The 16294-nt window shown below is 68.1% G+C and carries 14 protein-coding genes; 4 read left to right on the top strand and 10 right to left on the bottom strand.

Annotated elements, in window-relative coordinates; translation table 11 throughout:
* Positions 1-21: 21 nt before the first annotated feature.
* The 3 genes from acuI to LWE61_RS10085 form a co-directional block, all read right to left on the bottom strand.
* Positions 22-1011 (bottom strand): acrylyl-CoA reductase (NADPH), encoded by a 990-nt coding sequence (gene acuI, locus LWE61_RS10075; protein WP_234149930.1) that lies wholly within the window; start codon positions 1009-1011, stop codon positions 22-24.
* Positions 1012-1172: 161 nt separating this feature from the next.
* On the bottom strand, positions 1173-1865 hold the full coding sequence (locus tag LWE61_RS10080; RefSeq protein WP_234149931.1) for a TetR/AcrR family transcriptional regulator: 693 nt from the start codon (positions 1863-1865) through the stop codon (positions 1173-1175).
* Positions 1866-1950: 85 nt separating this feature from the next.
* The gene (locus LWE61_RS10085) at positions 1951-2988 is read right to left on the bottom strand and encodes a right-handed parallel beta-helix repeat-containing protein (protein WP_234149932.1); all 1038 of its coding nucleotides are present in this window, start codon (positions 2986-2988) and stop codon (positions 1951-1953) included.
* A 610-nt stretch (positions 2989-3598) separates the two neighbouring features.
* Here LWE61_RS10085 and LWE61_RS10090 point away from each other — a divergent pair.
* A complete protein-coding gene (locus tag LWE61_RS10090) occupies positions 3599-4585 on the top strand; it encodes a TerC family protein (RefSeq protein ID WP_234149933.1) in 987 nt (328 codons plus the stop codon).
* On the opposite strand, the gene LWE61_RS10095 is transcribed toward LWE61_RS10090, so the two are convergent.
* The gene (locus LWE61_RS10095) at positions 4576-7731 is read right to left on the bottom strand and encodes a DUF2339 domain-containing protein (protein WP_234149934.1); all 3156 of its coding nucleotides are present in this window, start codon (positions 7729-7731) and stop codon (positions 4576-4578) included. The genes LWE61_RS10090 and LWE61_RS10095 overlap by 10 nt on opposite strands.
* 98 nt (positions 7732-7829) lie before the next feature.
* On the opposite strand from LWE61_RS10095, the gene LWE61_RS10100 reads away from it, so the two are divergent.
* On the top strand, positions 7830-8432 hold the full coding sequence (locus tag LWE61_RS10100; RefSeq protein ID WP_234149935.1) for a TetR/AcrR family transcriptional regulator: 603 nt from the start codon (positions 7830-7832) through the stop codon (positions 8430-8432).
* 69 nt (positions 8433-8501) lie between these two features.
* On the opposite strand, the gene LWE61_RS10105 is transcribed toward LWE61_RS10100, so the two are convergent.
* Positions 8502-9977, bottom strand: a complete 1476-nt coding sequence (locus LWE61_RS10105) for a helicase HerA domain-containing protein (RefSeq protein ID WP_234149936.1) — start codon at positions 9975-9977, stop codon at positions 8502-8504.
* Between the two features lie 267 nt (positions 9978-10244).
* On the opposite strand from LWE61_RS10105, the gene LWE61_RS10110 reads away from it, so the two are divergent.
* A complete protein-coding gene (locus LWE61_RS10110; protein ID WP_234149937.1) occupies positions 10245-10715 on the top strand; it encodes a hypothetical protein in 471 nt (156 codons plus the stop codon).
* Positions 10716-10803: 88 nt separating this feature from the next.
* On the opposite strand, the gene LWE61_RS10115 is transcribed toward LWE61_RS10110, so the two are convergent.
* Genes LWE61_RS10115 through LWE61_RS10135 form a run of 5 tightly spaced genes read right to left on the bottom strand, consistent with a single transcriptional unit; the run spans position 10804 to position 15459 of the window.
* Positions 10804-11775 (bottom strand): DUF4198 domain-containing protein, encoded by a 972-nt coding sequence (locus LWE61_RS10115; protein ID WP_234149938.1) that lies wholly within the window; start codon positions 11773-11775, stop codon positions 10804-10806.
* 57 nt (positions 11776-11832) lie between these two features.
* On the bottom strand, positions 11833-13167 hold the full coding sequence (locus LWE61_RS10120) for an NADPH cytochrome P450 oxidoreductase family protein (protein WP_234149939.1): 1335 nt from the start codon (positions 13165-13167) through the stop codon (positions 11833-11835).
* Positions 13157-14212, bottom strand: coding sequence for an FAD:protein FMN transferase (locus tag LWE61_RS10125; RefSeq protein WP_234149940.1), 1056 nt, complete (start codon positions 14210-14212; stop codon positions 13157-13159). The genes LWE61_RS10120 and LWE61_RS10125 overlap by 11 nt, the downstream gene beginning before the upstream one ends.
* A gap of 34 nt (positions 14213-14246) precedes the next feature.
* Complete coding sequence (locus LWE61_RS10130; RefSeq protein WP_234149941.1) at positions 14247-14783, bottom strand: DUF2271 domain-containing protein; 537 nt, start codon at positions 14781-14783, stop codon at positions 14247-14249.
* 13 nt (positions 14784-14796) lie between these two features.
* Positions 14797-15459 (bottom strand): PepSY-associated TM helix domain-containing protein, encoded by a 663-nt coding sequence (locus tag LWE61_RS10135; protein ID WP_234149942.1) that lies wholly within the window; start codon positions 15457-15459, stop codon positions 14797-14799.
* A 500-nt stretch (positions 15460-15959) separates the two neighbouring features.
* Between LWE61_RS10135 and LWE61_RS10140 the strand changes: the two genes are divergently transcribed.
* Positions 15960-16184: a hypothetical protein gene (locus tag LWE61_RS10140; RefSeq protein WP_234149943.1), complete on the top strand. Its 225-nt coding sequence runs from the start codon at positions 15960-15962 to the stop codon at positions 16182-16184.
* The last annotated feature ends 110 nt before the right edge of the window (positions 16185-16294 follow it).

The raw sequence follows: 16294 nt of genomic DNA on the forward strand, positions 1-16294 counted from the left end.
CTCAGATCAAGCCGATATGGCTCAGCGGTTGACGTCCACCACGATGCGACCGCGCACGGTGCCCGCGAGAATGTCCGCACCCGCCTGGATGGCGTCGCTCAGGCCGATTTCGGTCGCCGCGATCAGTTCCAGCGCGCTGGCGTCCAGATCCTTGGCAAGGCGATCCCATGCGGCAAGGCGCGGCGCCTTGGGCGCGTTCACGCTGTCGATGCCGAGCAGGCTGACGCCGCGCAGGATGAAGGGCATGACGGTCGCCGGGAAATCGGCGCCCTGTGCCAGACCGCAGGCCGCAACCGCACCGCGATACTTGGTCTGCGCGACCGCGTTGGCGAGCGTGAAGCTGCCGACGCTGTCGACCACACCGGCCCAACGCTCCTTCTGGAGCGGCTTGCCCTTCTCGGACAGTTCGGCGCGGTCGATGATCGTGGTCGCGCCCAGCTTGGTCAGATACTCATGCTCCGACGCCTTGCCCGACGAAGCGGCGACGGTGAAGCCGGCCTTCTTGAGCAGCGCGATCGCCACCGAACCAACGCCGCCGGTCGCGCCGGTGACGAGGATCTCGCCCTGATCCGGCGTCACGCCGAAGTTGACCAGCGCGTCGACGCACAGCGCCGCCGTGTAACCTGCGGTGCCGATGGAGACGGCCTGCTTGGGCGAGAAAGCGGCGGGCAGCGGGATCAGCCATTCGCCCTTCAGGCGCGCGACCTGCGACAGGCCACCCCAATGGCCTTCACCGACGCCCCAGCCGTTCAGCACGACCTTGTCGCCAGCCTTATACTCGCCATTGCTGCTCTCGCGCACGGTGCCGACCAGGTCGATGCCGGGAACCATCGGGAACTTGCGCACGACGGGCGAACTGCCGGTGATGGCGAGGCCGTCCTTATAGTTCAGCGTCGAATATTCGACGTCGATGGTGACATCGCCTTCGGGAAGCTGCGCTTCATCGACCTGCTGGATAGCGACGGTCTGGCCTGCATCGCCCTTGTCGATCACGATTGCGGAAAACGACATGCTGTTTGCCTCTCTTCAATGGGTTGAACGGCCGAAAGCCTATGCAGCCGAACGCGCTCCGGTCTGTGCAGAAGGACAATTTGAGGCGCAAGACAAATTCGCCCATCGGGTCGATTGACCGCGTGGGCGAAGCGCGCCGGGACGGTCGGCTGGCGGCTGGCTCAGCCTTCGCCGGATTCGGCGTTCAACCGGGCGATATGCACCCGCGTCCTGTCCACCCGCTCCGCCACCGCCGGAAACTTCTCCGCCCGCAACGTGCCATGCAGCGACAGGCGCAAGGTTTCGTAGGCATAGCGTTTGGCCAGCGTCTCGCGCTCGCCCTCGTCGCGTGAATGGGCGCGCGCCCAGATCGGCCACAGGAAAGCGCCGGCCAATATGGTGACGGACAGCACTTCCGAATCGATGCCCGGCTCGGCCAGGTCGGTCTTGGTGAAGCGTTGCAGCGACCCATGATATTCGCGCCAGAACGGGTCGTTCTCCGGCTCCGGCGAGGACAGGAGCTGGAGCAGCCAGATGCGGCACAATTCCGGGTTCTGCCGTCCGAATTCCGCCATGCGGTCGGTCAGGTCGGCGTTGTCGACCTCCTCGATCCGCCGTTCCTCCAGCGTTTCCGGGTCACCGAACACCGCGCGGAACAGCTTGTCCGCGACCCAGTCCGCCGTCGCCTGGATCAGCTTCTCACGCGTTTCGAAATGCTGGTAGGCGGTGCCGCGGTTGACCCCGGCCAGATGGGCGACCTCCGACAGGCTCAGCGCCTCCGGGCCATGTTTGGCCAGCAGCGTGCGCGCCGCCTCCAATATGATCGCGCGCGTCGCTTCGGGGTCGCGCGCCCGTCTTTTCCGTGGTTCCGCCATTGTCAGCCACCCTTGGGGCAAAATGTCGCACGCCGCAACGCACGAATGGTCCCGCCGAACGTCGAAACGCGCCCCCCGCCGGGGTTCAGCGTTGCACCCGCACCGCTATGCCAGGCGACAGGTCGTTGCCGCCGACGACGATCCGCTCATGCGTCCAGTCGGCCAGCAGGTTGCTGCTGCGCTCCAGCCCCGGCACGAAATGCGCGCCATTGCCGGTGATGGAAAGGCCCGTGGACGGCTGCTTCGCCCCCTCCGCCGCCAGCGCGATGAAGGTGCTGTAATTATCCTTGTTCCGGCCCTGCACCATCTCGTTGGCGCTGATCTCTCCCGTCGCGCCATTGGGCAGGTCGATCATATAATTGGTTTCATGGCCCCGGCTGTCGTCGAAACTGTTGTCGACGATCCGCACCCGGCGCGCGCGGCTCTTCACATAATGGCCGCCACGCCCCGAATCGAACCGGCTGCGCGTGATCGTCAGGCTGCCATAGGCACCGATATAGACGCTGTGCGCGCAGTCCAGATCCTGGTCGCACCGGCCCAGCCCGCTGAAGGTCGACCGGTTGATGACGACCGATCCGGCGGGGAATGTCGCGGTGAGCACGCCCTGCTGGCTGTCGCGAAAGATGCTGTTGTCGATCACCAGATCGCCCGTCTGGAGGCGGATGCCCGCGCCATTGCCGTCCGGCACCGCCATCCGTTCGAAGATCAGCCCCTCGACCCGCGCCGACCGCCCGTTCAGCACCAGCGCCGCCTTGCCCTCGCAAATGCCGCCGCTGAACACCGCCGTGCCCGGCGTGACCGCGACATAGCGGATGGCCCCGCCCTGCTGCACGGCGCAATCGCCATAGGTGCCGGGCGCGACCTCCACCGTGCCCGTGCCCCCGCCGATGGCGTCCACCGCCTCCTGCAACCGGCCATAGCCCGCGCCCGTCTCCGCGACGGTGAAGGGCGCGGCGCGGCCCTGTGCATGGGCGCCCCCCTGAGCGAGGGTGGAGGAGGCGATAAGGAGGGTCGCGAGCGACAGGATGGGAAAGCGCATACCCCGCCATAGCAGCAAGCGCCCCGTCACCCGATGCCGTTCACCATCAATTGCGCCGCGATCATCTCCCCAATCATCCGGCAAGCCCCCATCCCCTAGACAGCACCCCCTCGACAGCCCCCCTCGACAGTCCCCTGCGGCCCGGCTTGCCATTTTTATTTGCCGCCCCTTGAAACCCGGCGGCCGGTGTATAGTTTCTCTCTTGCGGGCCGGGCCCCTCTGGCGAGACTGTCTCAATATGGACAACTCGTGATGTCGGACCGCATCGGGAAACCGGTGCATGGGTCTGGCGTGTTTTTCTCTCGGCTCATCGTTCACCGGCACCCGATTAGGTATCTCATGCCTGTTGGAGTGGCTCATGTACGACCGTATTTTCCGCCTTCTCAGCCGTCGCCAGTGGCTCGACACGGAAGTCCGCACGGAATTATCCCGTAGAAATCCGAATGTTATCCGGCTATTGCGACTCAAACGCATGGCGTTGGTGACACGAAACAGGCTGAACGCCCTGTTCCACGTCGACCCGATCCCACAGCTCGCGACATAAGATTGGCGGCATGGCCGTGCCCCCCCGCGCCGGCCGTCAGAGGCCGGCGGACAGACCCCCACCCCTGTCCGTCGGCCGACCCTCTTCGCCTCCAGCGCCCCGCCATGGGGCCGGGGCGTCCTCGCGAACCGTTTATGAAAGGATCGGGCCATGGACTGGCTCATGATGGACTGGCTGGGCACGCCCGCCTGGTTCTGGCTGGCGTTTCTCGCCCTCGTCGGCGTGCTCACCGCCTTCGACCTCGGCGTCCTCAACCGCCGCGACCATGAAATCAGCATCAAGGAGAGCCTGCTGCTCTCCCTCTTTTACATTTCCATCGCCCTGGCCTTTGGCGCATGGGTGTGGGCGGAGAAGGGCGCCGACCTCGGCCTCAAATATTACACCGGCTTCGTGATCGAAAAGGCGCTGTCGATCGACAATGTCTTCGTGATCTCCCTGATCTTCAGCTATTTCGCCATCCCCCGCCTGTACCAGTATCGCGCGCTGGTGTGGGGCATCGTCGCGGTCATCGTGCTGCGCGGGATCATGATCGGCGTCGGCGCGGCCATCGTGGAGCAGTTCCACTGGGTTCTCTACATCTTCGGCGCCTTCCTGATCCTGACCGGCATCAAGATGCTGCTGGGCGGCGCGGACGAGAAGGCGGACATCGGCGCGAATCCGGTGGTCCGCTGGCTGTCCGGGCACCTGCGCGTGACGAAGGAGCTGCACGGCCATCACTTTCTGGTAAAAACCCCGGACACGAAAACCGGCAGGATGGCGTGGGCGATGACCCCGCTTCTCCTCGCCCTGATCGTCATCAACCTCGCCGACCTCGTCTTCGCGGTGGACAGCGTGCCCGCCATCTTTGCGATCACGACCGATACCTTCATCGTCTATACGTCCAACATCATGGCGATCCTCGGCCTGCGCGCCCTCTATTTCGCGCTGTCCGCGATGATCCATCGCTTTCACCTGCTCAGCTATGCGCTGGCGGCGGTGCTGGTGTTCATCGGCGCGAAGATCTTCGTCGCCGACTTCCTGATGGGCGGCGCGAAGTTCCCGCCGACACTCAGCCTCGGCATCACCCTCGCCCTCATCATCGGGGGCGTGGTGGCCTCGCTCTGGACGACGCGCAAGCCGGTGCCGGATCAGCCCTGATCGCTGCGCAGGAATCGGCTGTACAACCAGCCGATTCCGATCAGGCTGAATCCCAGCGCCAGGAAGGATGCGATACGCAGCAATCCCTCCAGCCCCGCCGCGTCCATCAGGAACACCTTGGCCACGGCGGCCAGCATCAGGATCAGCGACCCGATCCGCCAGTCATGCCGCCCGCTACGGATACCCCAGAGCAGGAACCCGACCGCGATCCCAATGGCCAGCACCGACACGCCGATGCTCTCCACCCCGCCGACCGGCGTCCCGACCAGCAGGCTGCCACAGAAAAGCTGGCGCAGGCTGGCATAGGCGAACAGCGGGATCAGGATCATCCGCGCCACGCCGTTGATCCGCGCGCCGGCCGCCTGCCACTGGGGCAGCGTGCGCTCGATCACCCACAGCCCGGCAAACAGCACTGCAAAGGCGGGCAGCAGCAGGTTCGCGACCGGCCACGGTCCCACCGCCACGTCCCGCGTCAACGGGTTGAACAGGATCAGGCCGTACCAGACGCCGTGCGCCACCGCCGCGCCCGCGCCGGCCAGCGCGACCAGAGGCAATCCGCGCCAACGCCACACCGCCACGCCGATCCCCAGCAGAACCGCCTCCCACACTATCCGCTCCGCCAGTCCCAGCCGCACGACATCCGCCATGTCGCCCAGCGCGAAGAGATGCTTGTAGAGGCCGTGCGCCGCCGCGACGCCGACCAGCCCGACAGCGACCACCCCGACCCGGCCCATGCGCCGGTCCGCGCGCCGGTCCACACGGGCAAATCCGCGCCACAGCAGGAACAGCACCACGCCCGCCGGAACCCCCAGCCGCGTGACCACGCCCACCACCGACGGCAACCCCGTCACCAGCATCGGCTCGCCGACCAGCGACACCAGCGCAAACCCGGCCCATTGGGCAAAGGGCCATATCGCCCACAGCAGCGCAATCCCGCCAAAGCCTCCCAGCGCGAACCGCCACGGCGCGTCGGCCAGCCGCCGACCGGCCAGCGCCACGCCCAGCGCACCAAGGCTCGCGACCAGCGGCAGGCTCCAGACAGGCACGACCTGCGCCACCGTGCCATAGGCCATCACCGCCGCGACCAGCGCCACCGCCCCGCGGCTGCGCACCGTCAGGCGCAGCGCCGCCAGCCCCGCCGCCAGCGCCACCACGCCCCAGCGCAGCACCGCGCGAAGGACCGGCGCGTTCCCGGCCTCTCCGCCCAGCCTGCCCCATTCGTCGGGACTGGGCGCGGTTATCAGCAGCGCCAGCACGGCGGCGGCCAGAAAGGCCGCCACCCCCTGCTCGACCCGCCGATCTCCCGCCGCACGGGCGAGCAGCACCAGCCCTCCGGCCAGCACCGCCAGACCCACCGGCACCAGCCAGTGCGGCAGGCCGATCAACGCCGCGACCGCCAGCAGCAACGCCGACGCCAGCACCAGCCCGGCAAAGCGCGCATCGCTCCCCCGCTCCCGCGTCCAGCCCAACCCTGCCCCCAACGCAGGCAGGGCGGCGGCGGCGATCGCCAGCAGCGCCAGCGCTCCGTCGCGCGCGCCACCCGGCGCATGATAATGGAACAGCGTGATGGCATGGCCCGCCAGCGCGAACCCCATCACCTGCCCCGCCTCGATCATCGACCCGCCCGCGCGCCACAGCCGCCACAGCGCCGGTCCCGCATGGATCGCGCCCAGCGCCAGCAGCACGGCGGCAAACTGCCCCATCGGCGGCTGCGGCCATAGGGCGGCCAGCAGCAGGCCGATGGTCAACCCGACCGGCGGCAACGGGCGAAACCGCTCCTCCCGCCACGCCAGCCACACCATCGCGCCCGCCAGCAACAGGTAAAAGGCCCAGACCAGCGGCTCGAACCCGCCCTTGGCGACCAGCGCCGCGATCTGCGCCGCCGCGACCACCGCCGCGCCCATGCGCAGCACCGTCGCCCGCGCCCCGCTGAACGCCACGGCGGGCAATCCGACGCCCAGCAACAGCAGCAACAGGCCCAGCGACAGGCTGGTCGCGAAATCCAGCGCGCCGGTCAGCAGCAATATCCCGCCCCAGCCCGCGCCGCCGACCAGCGCGCCCACGCCCAGCCACGCCCATTTCTGCCGCCGCGACAGGGTGGTCAGCCCACCGATGGCCAGCGCCAGATAGGCGGACAGCAGCGGCACATTAGGCGGCCCTTCCCCCACCAGCGCGGGCGCGGCCATGCCGCCGACAAGGCCAAGGATCGCACTGGGCGCACCAAAACGAACCGACAATGCCATGGCCAGCGCGGTGACGAGCGCCAGCCCCACGAACGCCGTCGCCGGTCCGATCAGGGCATAGAGGTTCGCCGCCGCCACGATCGCCGCATAGAGGGTCGCGATGCCCGCGCCGGACAGCGCCTGCCGCACGCGCGGATCGCCCACCCGCGCATCCTGCCGCAACGCCACTTCCGCGCCCGCGATCAGCCCGGCCCCGAACAACAGGCCAAAGACGACCCGCACGACCGGCGACAACAGCCCCGCGTCGATGGAATATTTGACCAGCAGAACCCCCGCCACCGCCAGCGTGATGCCGCCCGCCCAGATCGGCAGCTTGCGACCGAACAGATCCTCGAACTTCGCGCCCGCGCCCAGCGGCGTCGGCGCACGCGCATCGACGGCACCGGCAAAGGCGGCTGCACCCTGCCTCTCCTGCGCCATCGCCCGCGCGCCTGCCGCCACAGCATCGGCGGGACTCGCCGCGCCGTCTGAAATTCCTTCGGCCGGAGGAACCCCGTTCTCCATCGACGCCGGTTCCGCCTCCTGAACAGGACTGACGATCCCCGGCCCAACAGGCACCGGCCCGGCCGGAGCAGCCTCGTCAACGATGGTCGCGGGTTTCCGCCGCAGGGGATCGACATCCTCCGGCACCGGCGGTGAAGCCACGACCCCCGCAACCGTCGCCGTCAGAGGCTCCACCCCGCCCTGATCCGGCGCAGGAACCGCCTCCGCCCGGATACGCGCAGGGCCGCCGGACGCGGACGCGGACGCGCGGCTGTCCCATGGCGACGCGCCCATCCGCGCGCCCCTATCCTCCGCCAGCCTGTCCTCCGCCAGCCGCTCCTCCACCCGTTTCAGGCGGGAGCGCGCGTCGAACAGCAACACGCCCAGCACGATAATGGCGATAAACAGCATGGCTTCCATGACCGGACCCCTTGATGACCCACCCGTCCTACACAGAAATTAGACGATGTTCAATTTATAAAATGGACGGTGTATAATTGATCTGGTAGCGCAGGGTCATGGGCAGACGATCCGACCATAGCCGCGCCGAGCAGGAGGCGATGATCCTCGACGCAGGCGGCCAGTTGATGGCCCAGGGCGGCTATGCCCGTTTCTCCGCCCGCGAAGTGGCCAAGCGGATCGGCTATTCCGTCGGCACCGTCGTCAACCTGTTCAACGGCGTCGATGGCCTGGTCGTGGCGATCAACAGCGCGACCTTCCGCCAATGGACCGGCTTTCTGGAATCCCACCTGCATGGTGCGGACGGGCCGGATCGCATTGTGCGACTGGTCGATGGCTATTTCGGCTTTGCGCGCGACAATCTCAATCGCTGGGCCGCCATCTATGAACATCGCCTGCCGCCCGACGTGCCGATGCCGTCCCTGCTGGCCGACGCCCGGTCCGCCCTCACCACCGTCGTCGCGCGCGAAGTCGCCGCTGTCCTGCCCGGCACCCCGGCGCCGGCGGTCGCCTCGCTCACCCGCTCCCTGATCGCGACGGTCCATGGCCATTGCGTCTTCGCGCTGAACGGCAGTTTCGCGGTGCTGGGGGAGAATGACCCGCTCGCCCTCGCCGTCGGGCGCGTAACGGAAAGCCTGCGCGCGAACGGGGCCGTACTCTAGTTTGTCGATGCCGCATTGTCCGAGCGTCGACCGTCACCGGCCCACCTGACAATGCCCTGACCCCGCCCCTTACGCCTCCGACGCGGCGGTCGACAGGCCCAGTTCCGGTATACCCACCGACCGGCGGCCACCGAAATCGGTCCGCACCACGATCAGCCCCGTCTTTTCCAGATAGTCGAGCAGGCGGCGGATGCGCCCCACCGACCGCGTGCCATAGGCGCGGGCGAGTTGGGCGTCATCCGGGCACACTTCCCCGCCGATCGCCGCGCGGGCCAGCAGCAGGAAGCAGGAGATCAGGTCGTCCGGCACCCGCGTGGACAGGCGCAGCGCCTCGCGCCATTGCGCATTGTCCGCGTCCATCGGCCCGGCCACCGCAATGGCGAAGCGGCGGCGAAAGGCGGGCAGGTCCAACCCCGGTCGCGCGATGCGGTGCATGCGGCACCGGACGGAGAAATCCTGGAACAGCACGGCGGCGGGCTGATAGGTGCAATCCTCCTCCGCCGCCATGTCGGCCAGCACGGCGGCCACGGCGCTCTCCACATCCGGTTCCGGCTCGGCCACGGCGGGGCGATCCTCGAACGCGGGTTCGGGCAGGGCGGGGCTGAAATCCTCCTGCCGGTCGAGCAGCACGGTGCTGTCCATCGACGGCGGCGTGCCCTGCGGCAGCAGGAACATCGGCTGCACCTCCACCTCCTCCGCTTCGGTCAGGAAATCCTGGAAATCGTCGCCCGGCGCGTCCGGCAGCGGGATCAGGCTGTGGCTGGAGGTCCGCGCGCTGGTCTTCACCGCGCCGATGCGGACGGAGACGGGACGGCGGCTGATCGCGGGGCCAAGGGCGAGGAAACGTCCCCGCTCCAGATCGCGGATCTGCTCCGCCTGCCGCCGCTCCATGCCCAGCAGGTCGGCCGCGCGCTGCATGTCGATGTCGAGGAAGGTGCGGCCCATCAGGAAGTTGCTGGCCTCCGCCGCCACATTCTTGGCCAGCTTGGCAAGGCGCTGCGTCGCGATGACGCCCGCGAGGCCGCGCTTGCGCCCCCGGCACATCAGGTTGGTCATCGCGGCCAGCGACAGGCGGCGAATCTCGTCCGACACATCCCCGGCGGAGGCCGGGGCGAACATCTGCGCCTCGTCCACCACCACCAGAGCGGGATACCAATGCTCGCGCGGGGCATCGAACAGGGTGGACAGGAACTGCGCGGCGCACCGCATCTGCGCCTCCAGGTCCAGCCCGTCGAGCGCCAGGACGACGGATGCCCGGCGCTGCCGCACCTTGGCCGCCAGCCGCTCGATCCCGCGCCCGTCATGCGCCGCACCGTCGATGACGACATGGCCGAACGGATCGGCCAGCGTCACGAAATCGCCCTCCGGGTCGATGATGATCTGCTGCACCATGCGCGCGCTCTCTTCCAGCATGCGGCGCAACAGATGCGACTTGCCGGACCCGCTGTTGCCCTGAACGAGCAGCCGGGTCGCCAGCAATTCTTCCATGTCCATGGATAGCGGCCCGCCATTGGCGTCCGTCCCGATAACGATAGAGGCAGTCACGCGCCCTTCATAGGGATGCTGGCGGGGCGAGCAAGGGCTTGCGCGATGGACAGGGGTTTTGCGCCGGACCTGATCTGGCGCAGGGCGAATTCTACCACGACAAGGGAGAAGATGATCGTGACCAATGGTTCACAATCGCACTGGTCGGCCAATTGCAGACAACTGTTGATTGAAGTATCCATCCGAACAGAAGAGATGAACCACTGACTATAGAGAATACATGAGCCAGGCGATCGCGAACAGACCTGTCGGACGGGTGCAATGGGGATGAGCAGCGGAATGTTTAATCGGTCAAAGGGATCAGAACAATATCACTCTCGCGCGATCGAGGATTTCTCCCAATTTTCTCAATCCTTGAGGATGTGCGGACAAATTATCTTCGCAGCGAATGGCGCCGCTTCCTTATCCATGCTGGCCGCCCTCACAAACCTGATTGTAGCCAACGCCGCCCACCCCATCACCGATCTTGAGATCATACAGAAATACTGCGCCGTATCCGCAGCATTTTATCTGTTTGGCGTCACTCTCGCGATTATGGCTCTTCTTTTCACCTCCCTTGCCAAGCTTTATTGGGGCAGCGTCTGGGAGATGCGGGCCATGACGCCCGATGTGCAACGGGAACGCCGGACAGGCAAACGGGCCAGACGGCTCGAACGCGCGGCGCTACTCCTGATCTGCTGCGCCATCTTCGACTTTTTCATCGGATCGACGGTGGCCATCGCTGGCCTGATATGGTGATCCGGCGCCGGACGGCAGGCGACTCCGGCATGGAATGACGACAGGATGCAATGCGCCGGGCGAGCCATCCCGCCCGGCGCAAACCCTGTCAGAAGGGCGAGACTTCGTAAGTCGCGGTGTAGCTCAGGCGACGCGGTGCGGCCGGGCCACGACCGCCACCACCCGGACCACCTGCGCCCGGACCACCTGCACCGGGAGCGCCCGCACCCGGACCACCCGCACCCGGACCACCCGCACCGGGAGCGCCCGCACCGGGACCGCCGGGACCGCCGCGACCAGCGCCACCGCCCTGGCCACCGGGACCACCCGGCACGCCCGCCGGACGCGGCGGCCAGCTTGCGCCCAGCCAGACATTGCCCGCCGTCGCCCATTTGATCGTCAGTTCGCCCTTGGCGTCGCTCTTGACCGAGCTGTCACCGAGATTGCCGCGAAAGCGGCCGCCACCCGGCACGACCGTCACGTCGATATCAGGGGTAGGCTTGCCGTCCACCAGCACGCGGAACTTCGCCGCCGTGCCGACGACATTCTCCGCCGGGCTGGTCAGCGGCAGGATCTCCAGACCCTTGCCCACCGGGGTCACCGCCACGGAGTCGCCCACGGTCACGAAGCTCTCGACCCGGCCCTCGGTCCGGCTCACCACCACGTCGGTCGCCTCCGCAGGGATGGCCGTCTTGAACTCGGCCTCGGTGCCGCGGAACCGCTTGGTTTCCTCACCCAGCTTGTAGGAGGCGTTGACGGCGGCGGTCACGATGGCCGCGCGGTACAGGCCCGCCTTGGGCAACTTGACGTCGAACGTGCCGCGCAGCTTGCCGTTGGAGACATTCTCCGGCTGCACCGGCTGCCCGTCGGGACCGGTGATGACCAGCGTGTCCAACTTGATCGGGAAGCTGTCATAATCGAACAGCGTTTCGGAGACGGCCGCGTCGAAGGTCACATATTTGCCCTCTTCGTCGACCACCGCCTGCGACGGCAGGATCCACTGGCGATGGGCCGACACGGAACCGAGCGGCACCGCCATCAGGACGAGCGCCATCAGGGGCATATGCAGTCTGGTGTTCATCGTCAGTCTCCCTTTCAATGCGGCCGGTGGAGCCAAGCCCCCTGTCCGGCCGGTCTTTCAGTATAAATCCGAATGATAACGCCCGGCGGCCCGCGCCGCGTCCAGCCAGCCGTCGCCCAGCGCACCGTCCAGCGCCGCCTCGACCGACTTGCCCATGGCCAGCCCGCCGCACAGCATGATCGCGCCGTCCGCGCCCAGCCACGCGGCCAGCGCCGCCCCGTCCGCCGCGATGGCATGTTGAACGTAGCGCCCCCGCCCGTCGGGCAGGCGCGAGAAGGCGAGGTCGAGCCGGGCGATCCGCCCCGCATCCGCCCATCCCTGCGCCTCTTCGATCGTGCGCGCGTCAATGTCCGGGCGGCGCTCGCCCAGGATCAACCACACCGGCCGCCCCGCGCGCATCGCCTCGATGGCGTGCGGCCGAACGCCCGCGAAACCGGACCCCGCCGCGATCAGCAGCAAGGGGCCATCCCCCGCCGCGCGGTGGAAGGGCGCATGGTCGCGCAGCCGCGCCGACAGCAGGCCCTCGACCGGCACCGCCTCGATCAGCAGGCCGGACCCTTCGCCCCGCCGCCCCTGCTCGTCGCGCACTTCGCGGACATAGAGGGTCACGCCGCCCTCGTCCGGCAGGCTCCCCACCGAATAGTCGCGGCGATGGCCGGTCGGCGTGCTGATCTCGAACAGGTCGCCCGCCTGCCAGTCGGGCAGCGCGCCATCCTCCGGTTGCAGGGCGATGCGGTACAGGCCCGGCACATCCTTCTCGTCACCGGCGGGATTGAGATGCTCGCGCGCCACGATCCGCCATGGGTGATAAAGGGTCGCGGGCGGCGCGGACGCCTCCACCGCGCCCAGCGCGTCCAGCAGCCGCACCCACAGCGCCAGGCTTTCGGGCGCGAGGTCGTCCACCTCGATCCGCTCGTGCAGCGCCTTCGCCCCCGCCGCGCCCAGCCAGTCGTCGATGGCCCGGCCGAAGGAGCAATAATCCGCATATTTCCGGTCGCCCAGCGCCAGCACGGCATAGCGCACGCCGGACAGGTCGGGCGTCTCGCCGTCCTTCCCCGACAGGTGCCGCGCCACGAACGCCCGCGCCTCGTCCGGCGCCTCGCCCACGCCGGTGGTGGAGGCGATGACCAGCACCTGCTCGCTGGCCCGCAGATGTTCTGGCCCGGCCTGCCCCAGCGACATCATCACCGCATGTTGTCCGCCTTCCAGCAGTCGCCGCAGCGTCATCTGCGCCAGTTCCAGCGCCTGCCCGGTCTGGGAGGCGTGCAGGATCAGCGTCGCATCGCCGGGCACCGCCGCCCCCCGCCGGGGACGCAGCCACCATGTGCTGGTCAGCAGCCACAGCAGCAGGATCGCACCCGCCGCTATCCAGTGAACGGGATCAGTCGTCATCGTCCAGCCAGTCCCGCATGGCCGCGCTCATATGGCTTGCCACGCCGCCGCCGTCCGTCCGCACGCCCAGCAGGCAGGGGATCGCCTGCGCGTCGGCAAACGCCTGCGCCCGCTCCGCCCCCATCACCATCAGCGCGGTGGCCAGCGCATCGGCCCGCCAGCACGCCCGGTCGAACACCGTCGCGCTCGCCACGCCCGACCGCACCGGGGCCAATGTACGCGGGTCGATGGCGTGGCAATAATCCACGCCATCATGATGAAATGTGCGGAGATAATCGCCCGACGTCGCCACCGCCCAATCGCACAGCGCCGCCACGACCGGCTCCGCGTCATCGCCCGGCTGCTCGATGCCGACCCACCAGGGCATGCCGTCGGGGCGGACGCCCCAGCCCTTAAGTTCCCCGCCGATCTCCACCAGTGCGGAGCGCGCGTCCGGGTCGGCGCGGATGACGGCCATCGCCGCATCCACGGCAAAGCCCTTGGCAATGGCGCACAGGTCCAGCGTCAGGCCCTCGCGCGCGATAATCGCCGTCCCGTCGAAGCCCAGGTCGCGCCAGTCCCGCCGGGTTGCGGCGATGGCGGACAGCCGTTCGGCATCGGGCAGGCCCTGCGCCACCGCCGTCGCGCTGAACCCCCATAGGGACACGGCGTCATGCAGCGTGGGGTCGAACGCCCCGCCGCTCTGGTCCGCGACGGTGATGGCATGGGCCACCACCGTCCGCATCGGTTCCGGCAGGGGGAAGCGTTCGCCATCCCCCGCCCGGTTAAAGCGCATCAGGTCGGAGGCATCGCGCCACGGGCTCATCTGCGCGTCGATGGTTTCCAACGTATCCGCGATGCGTCCCCGCAGCGCCTCCAGCCAGCGGGCGTCATCGCCCGCCTGCTGTGCGGCGGCATCCCGCACCACATCCACCTGCCAGCCCGTCCCGAATATAGCGCCGGACAGGCGCAGCCATTCGCCATCCGGGATTTCCAGATCCTCCGGCATGACCGGCGGCAGGAAAACCCGGCGCTCCTGTTCGTCTGGGGTGGGTGCGGACGCCATGGTCGCGAATGTCAGGTCAGGTGTCAGGCTGGCGTCAGCGCGACGACAGCTTGATCTCGCCCAGTTCGCCCGTGCCCTTGGCCACGGCCGACACGGTGCCGCCCGGCTTCCAGGCGAAAGGCGCCTTGACGACCTCACGGCCACCACCCTCGCGCGACGCCTCGACGACGAACGCATAGTGGCCGGCGGGCAGCTTGGCCAGCGGCGAGGATGCCGCCGGGGTCGCGATGGTCGCACGGCCCGGCGCACGGGTCGCGCCGCTCACGCCGTCGGCGGGCACGGCCAGGCTGCGGCCGCCCTTGCGCCACCAGGTCTTCATGTCGGGCAGCCACTTCTTGCCGCCATTCTCGCGCTTCTTCTGGTCGTACCAGACGAGCAGATGGCTGACCGCCTTGCCCTCGGCATCTTCGACCCAGCCCGCGACATAGGGCTTGTGATATTCGGCGACGCCGATCTTGGGCACCTCGATCTCGATCACATATTCCTTGGGCGCGGCCAGCGCGGGGGCGGACGTGCCGATCAGCAGGGCGGCGATGGCGAGTTTCAGGCGCGATGAAACGGGACGAAACATGGGAGACGGCTCCTTAGCTGTGAACGAAGATGAGGAAGAGGATGATCGGAATGACGAAGCCGACCGTGGTCAGCGGCCAGGTCCACGCCCGGCCGCGCGCATGGACCCACAACAGGCCCAGCCCGGTCAGCGAGAAGAGGATGCAGCCGATGGCGATGATGTCGATGAACCAGCCCCACACCGGCCCCGCGTCGCGGCCCTTGTGCAGGTCGTTGAGCACCGCGATGGTGCCGCGATGGATGCGTTCATAGGTCGCATCGCCGCTCGCAAGGTCCACGGTCAGGTAGCTGTCGACGCCCGGCCCGGCGAGGTCGACGGTCAGTTCGCCGTCCGCCGCCTCCACGTCGCGGCCCGCCACACTGACCTGCGTTTCCTTCCGCACCCCGGCGGCGGCATCGTCGGACAGAGGCTCGCCGTCCTTTGCCTTCTCCAACAGCGCGACCAGCGCGGGCGACAGGGTGATGTCGCGGGTGATCGTCTGCGGCGCGGCCTCGATGGACGCGGCGTGGTTGAGCGTGAAGCCGGTGATGGCGAACAGCGACAGCCCGGCCATACAGATGGCGGAACTGATCCAGTGCCAGGTGCGCAACTGCCCCTTCCAGAAGGCGGAGCGCGACAATGTGATGGCGGGCGCGGCGGCGGGTGCAGCGGGGGGCGTCTGGCGGGCGTCACTCATGCGGCGTCTCCCGACCCGGTCGCGCACAGGCGCGTGGCAAGATAGAGCGTATGCGAGGGTGCACCCGCACGGCCCGCGCGCGAAGGATGCACGCCTGCTTCCGCACGGCGTACAGGGCCACCTTCCCATGGCGGCGCGAAATATGCACGATTCCCCAGTTTTCCACCCTCTTGCAGCGTCACGCCAGCTATTGCGAATAACTGTCATTTTCAACGCGAAAATTGTATCAAACTTATGCCTGCCTGCGACAAATGCGCGCCGGACGGACATGCATAAGGCCGCATCGCCTGTCGAAGCAATGCGGCAAAGCTCTCCATCCCTGCCGGTCGATGCATCCGCTTCCCGTCCGAAAAAGACCGGGGCCACAGCTTCTGGACTATGACCCCGGCTAGGAGAGGAGAGACCTTGGAAAGGTCCGCGGAACCGGGTTGACGACTCGGCAACCCGGTGCGAGAACCCTGTTATTGAGAATCACTCTCACTCGCAAGAAGGAAATTCAAATGGGAGAGATTGTGGAGTTTCCACGCCAGCGGGAAGGATGCGCCCGCTGGCGTCGCGCACCGGGGGCCATCACCCTGACGGCCCGGCCCGCCTGCGCGGCGCTTGCCATGGCGCTGGCGGCGACCACCCCGTCAAAGGCCAGCGTGGACGGCGGCGGCGCCCAGCCCGCCGCGCGCCTGACCGCCACGGTGCTGCACATCGGCGTCGCGCGGCTTACCCACTGAATGGCGCGACCGCATGGTGCCCGCCCCGTCCGCCTTCGCCCGGCCCATCCGCGTGCCGGTCCGCCGCGGCCCATTTCCCCGCGCCCTGTTCTTCCGCGCCCCGTCCCTCC

The sequence above is a fragment of the Sphingobium sufflavum genome (assembly GCF_021403115.1).
Classification (GTDB): domain Bacteria; phylum Pseudomonadota; class Alphaproteobacteria; order Sphingomonadales; family Sphingomonadaceae; genus Sphingobium; species Sphingobium sufflavum.

Coding starts and splice junctions, on each gene's coding strand:
- acuI (WP_234149930.1), bottom strand. CDS start 1,011: ATGTCGTTTTCCGCAATCGTGATCGACAAGGGCGATGCAGGCCAGACC.
- LWE61_RS10080 (WP_234149931.1), bottom strand. CDS start 1,865: ATGGCGGAACCACGGAAAAGACGGGCGCGCGACCCCGAAGCGACGCGC.
- LWE61_RS10090 (WP_234149933.1), top strand. CDS start 3,599: ATGGACTGGCTCATGATGGACTGGCTGGGCACGCCCGCCTGGTTCTGG.
- LWE61_RS10095 (WP_234149934.1), bottom strand. CDS start 7,731: ATGGAAGCCATGCTGTTTATCGCCATTATCGTGCTGGGCGTGTTGCTG.
- LWE61_RS10100 (WP_234149935.1), top strand. CDS start 7,830: ATGGGCAGACGATCCGACCATAGCCGCGCCGAGCAGGAGGCGATGATC.
- LWE61_RS10110 (WP_234149937.1), top strand. CDS start 10,245: ATGAGCAGCGGAATGTTTAATCGGTCAAAGGGATCAGAACAATATCAC.
- LWE61_RS10115 (WP_234149938.1), bottom strand. CDS start 11,775: ATGAACACCAGACTGCATATGCCCCTGATGGCGCTCGTCCTGATGGCG.
- LWE61_RS10120 (WP_234149939.1), bottom strand. CDS start 13,167: ATGACGACTGATCCCGTTCACTGGATAGCGGCGGGTGCGATCCTGCTG.
- LWE61_RS10125 (WP_234149940.1), bottom strand. CDS start 14,212: ATGGCGTCCGCACCCACCCCAGACGAACAGGAGCGCCGGGTTTTCCTG.
- LWE61_RS10130 (WP_234149941.1), bottom strand. CDS start 14,783: ATGTTTCGTCCCGTTTCATCGCGCCTGAAACTCGCCATCGCCGCCCTG.
- LWE61_RS10135 (WP_234149942.1), bottom strand. CDS start 15,459: ATGAGTGACGCCCGCCAGACGCCCCCCGCTGCACCCGCCGCCGCGCCC.
- LWE61_RS10140 (WP_234149943.1), top strand. CDS start 15,960: ATGGGAGAGATTGTGGAGTTTCCACGCCAGCGGGAAGGATGCGCCCGC.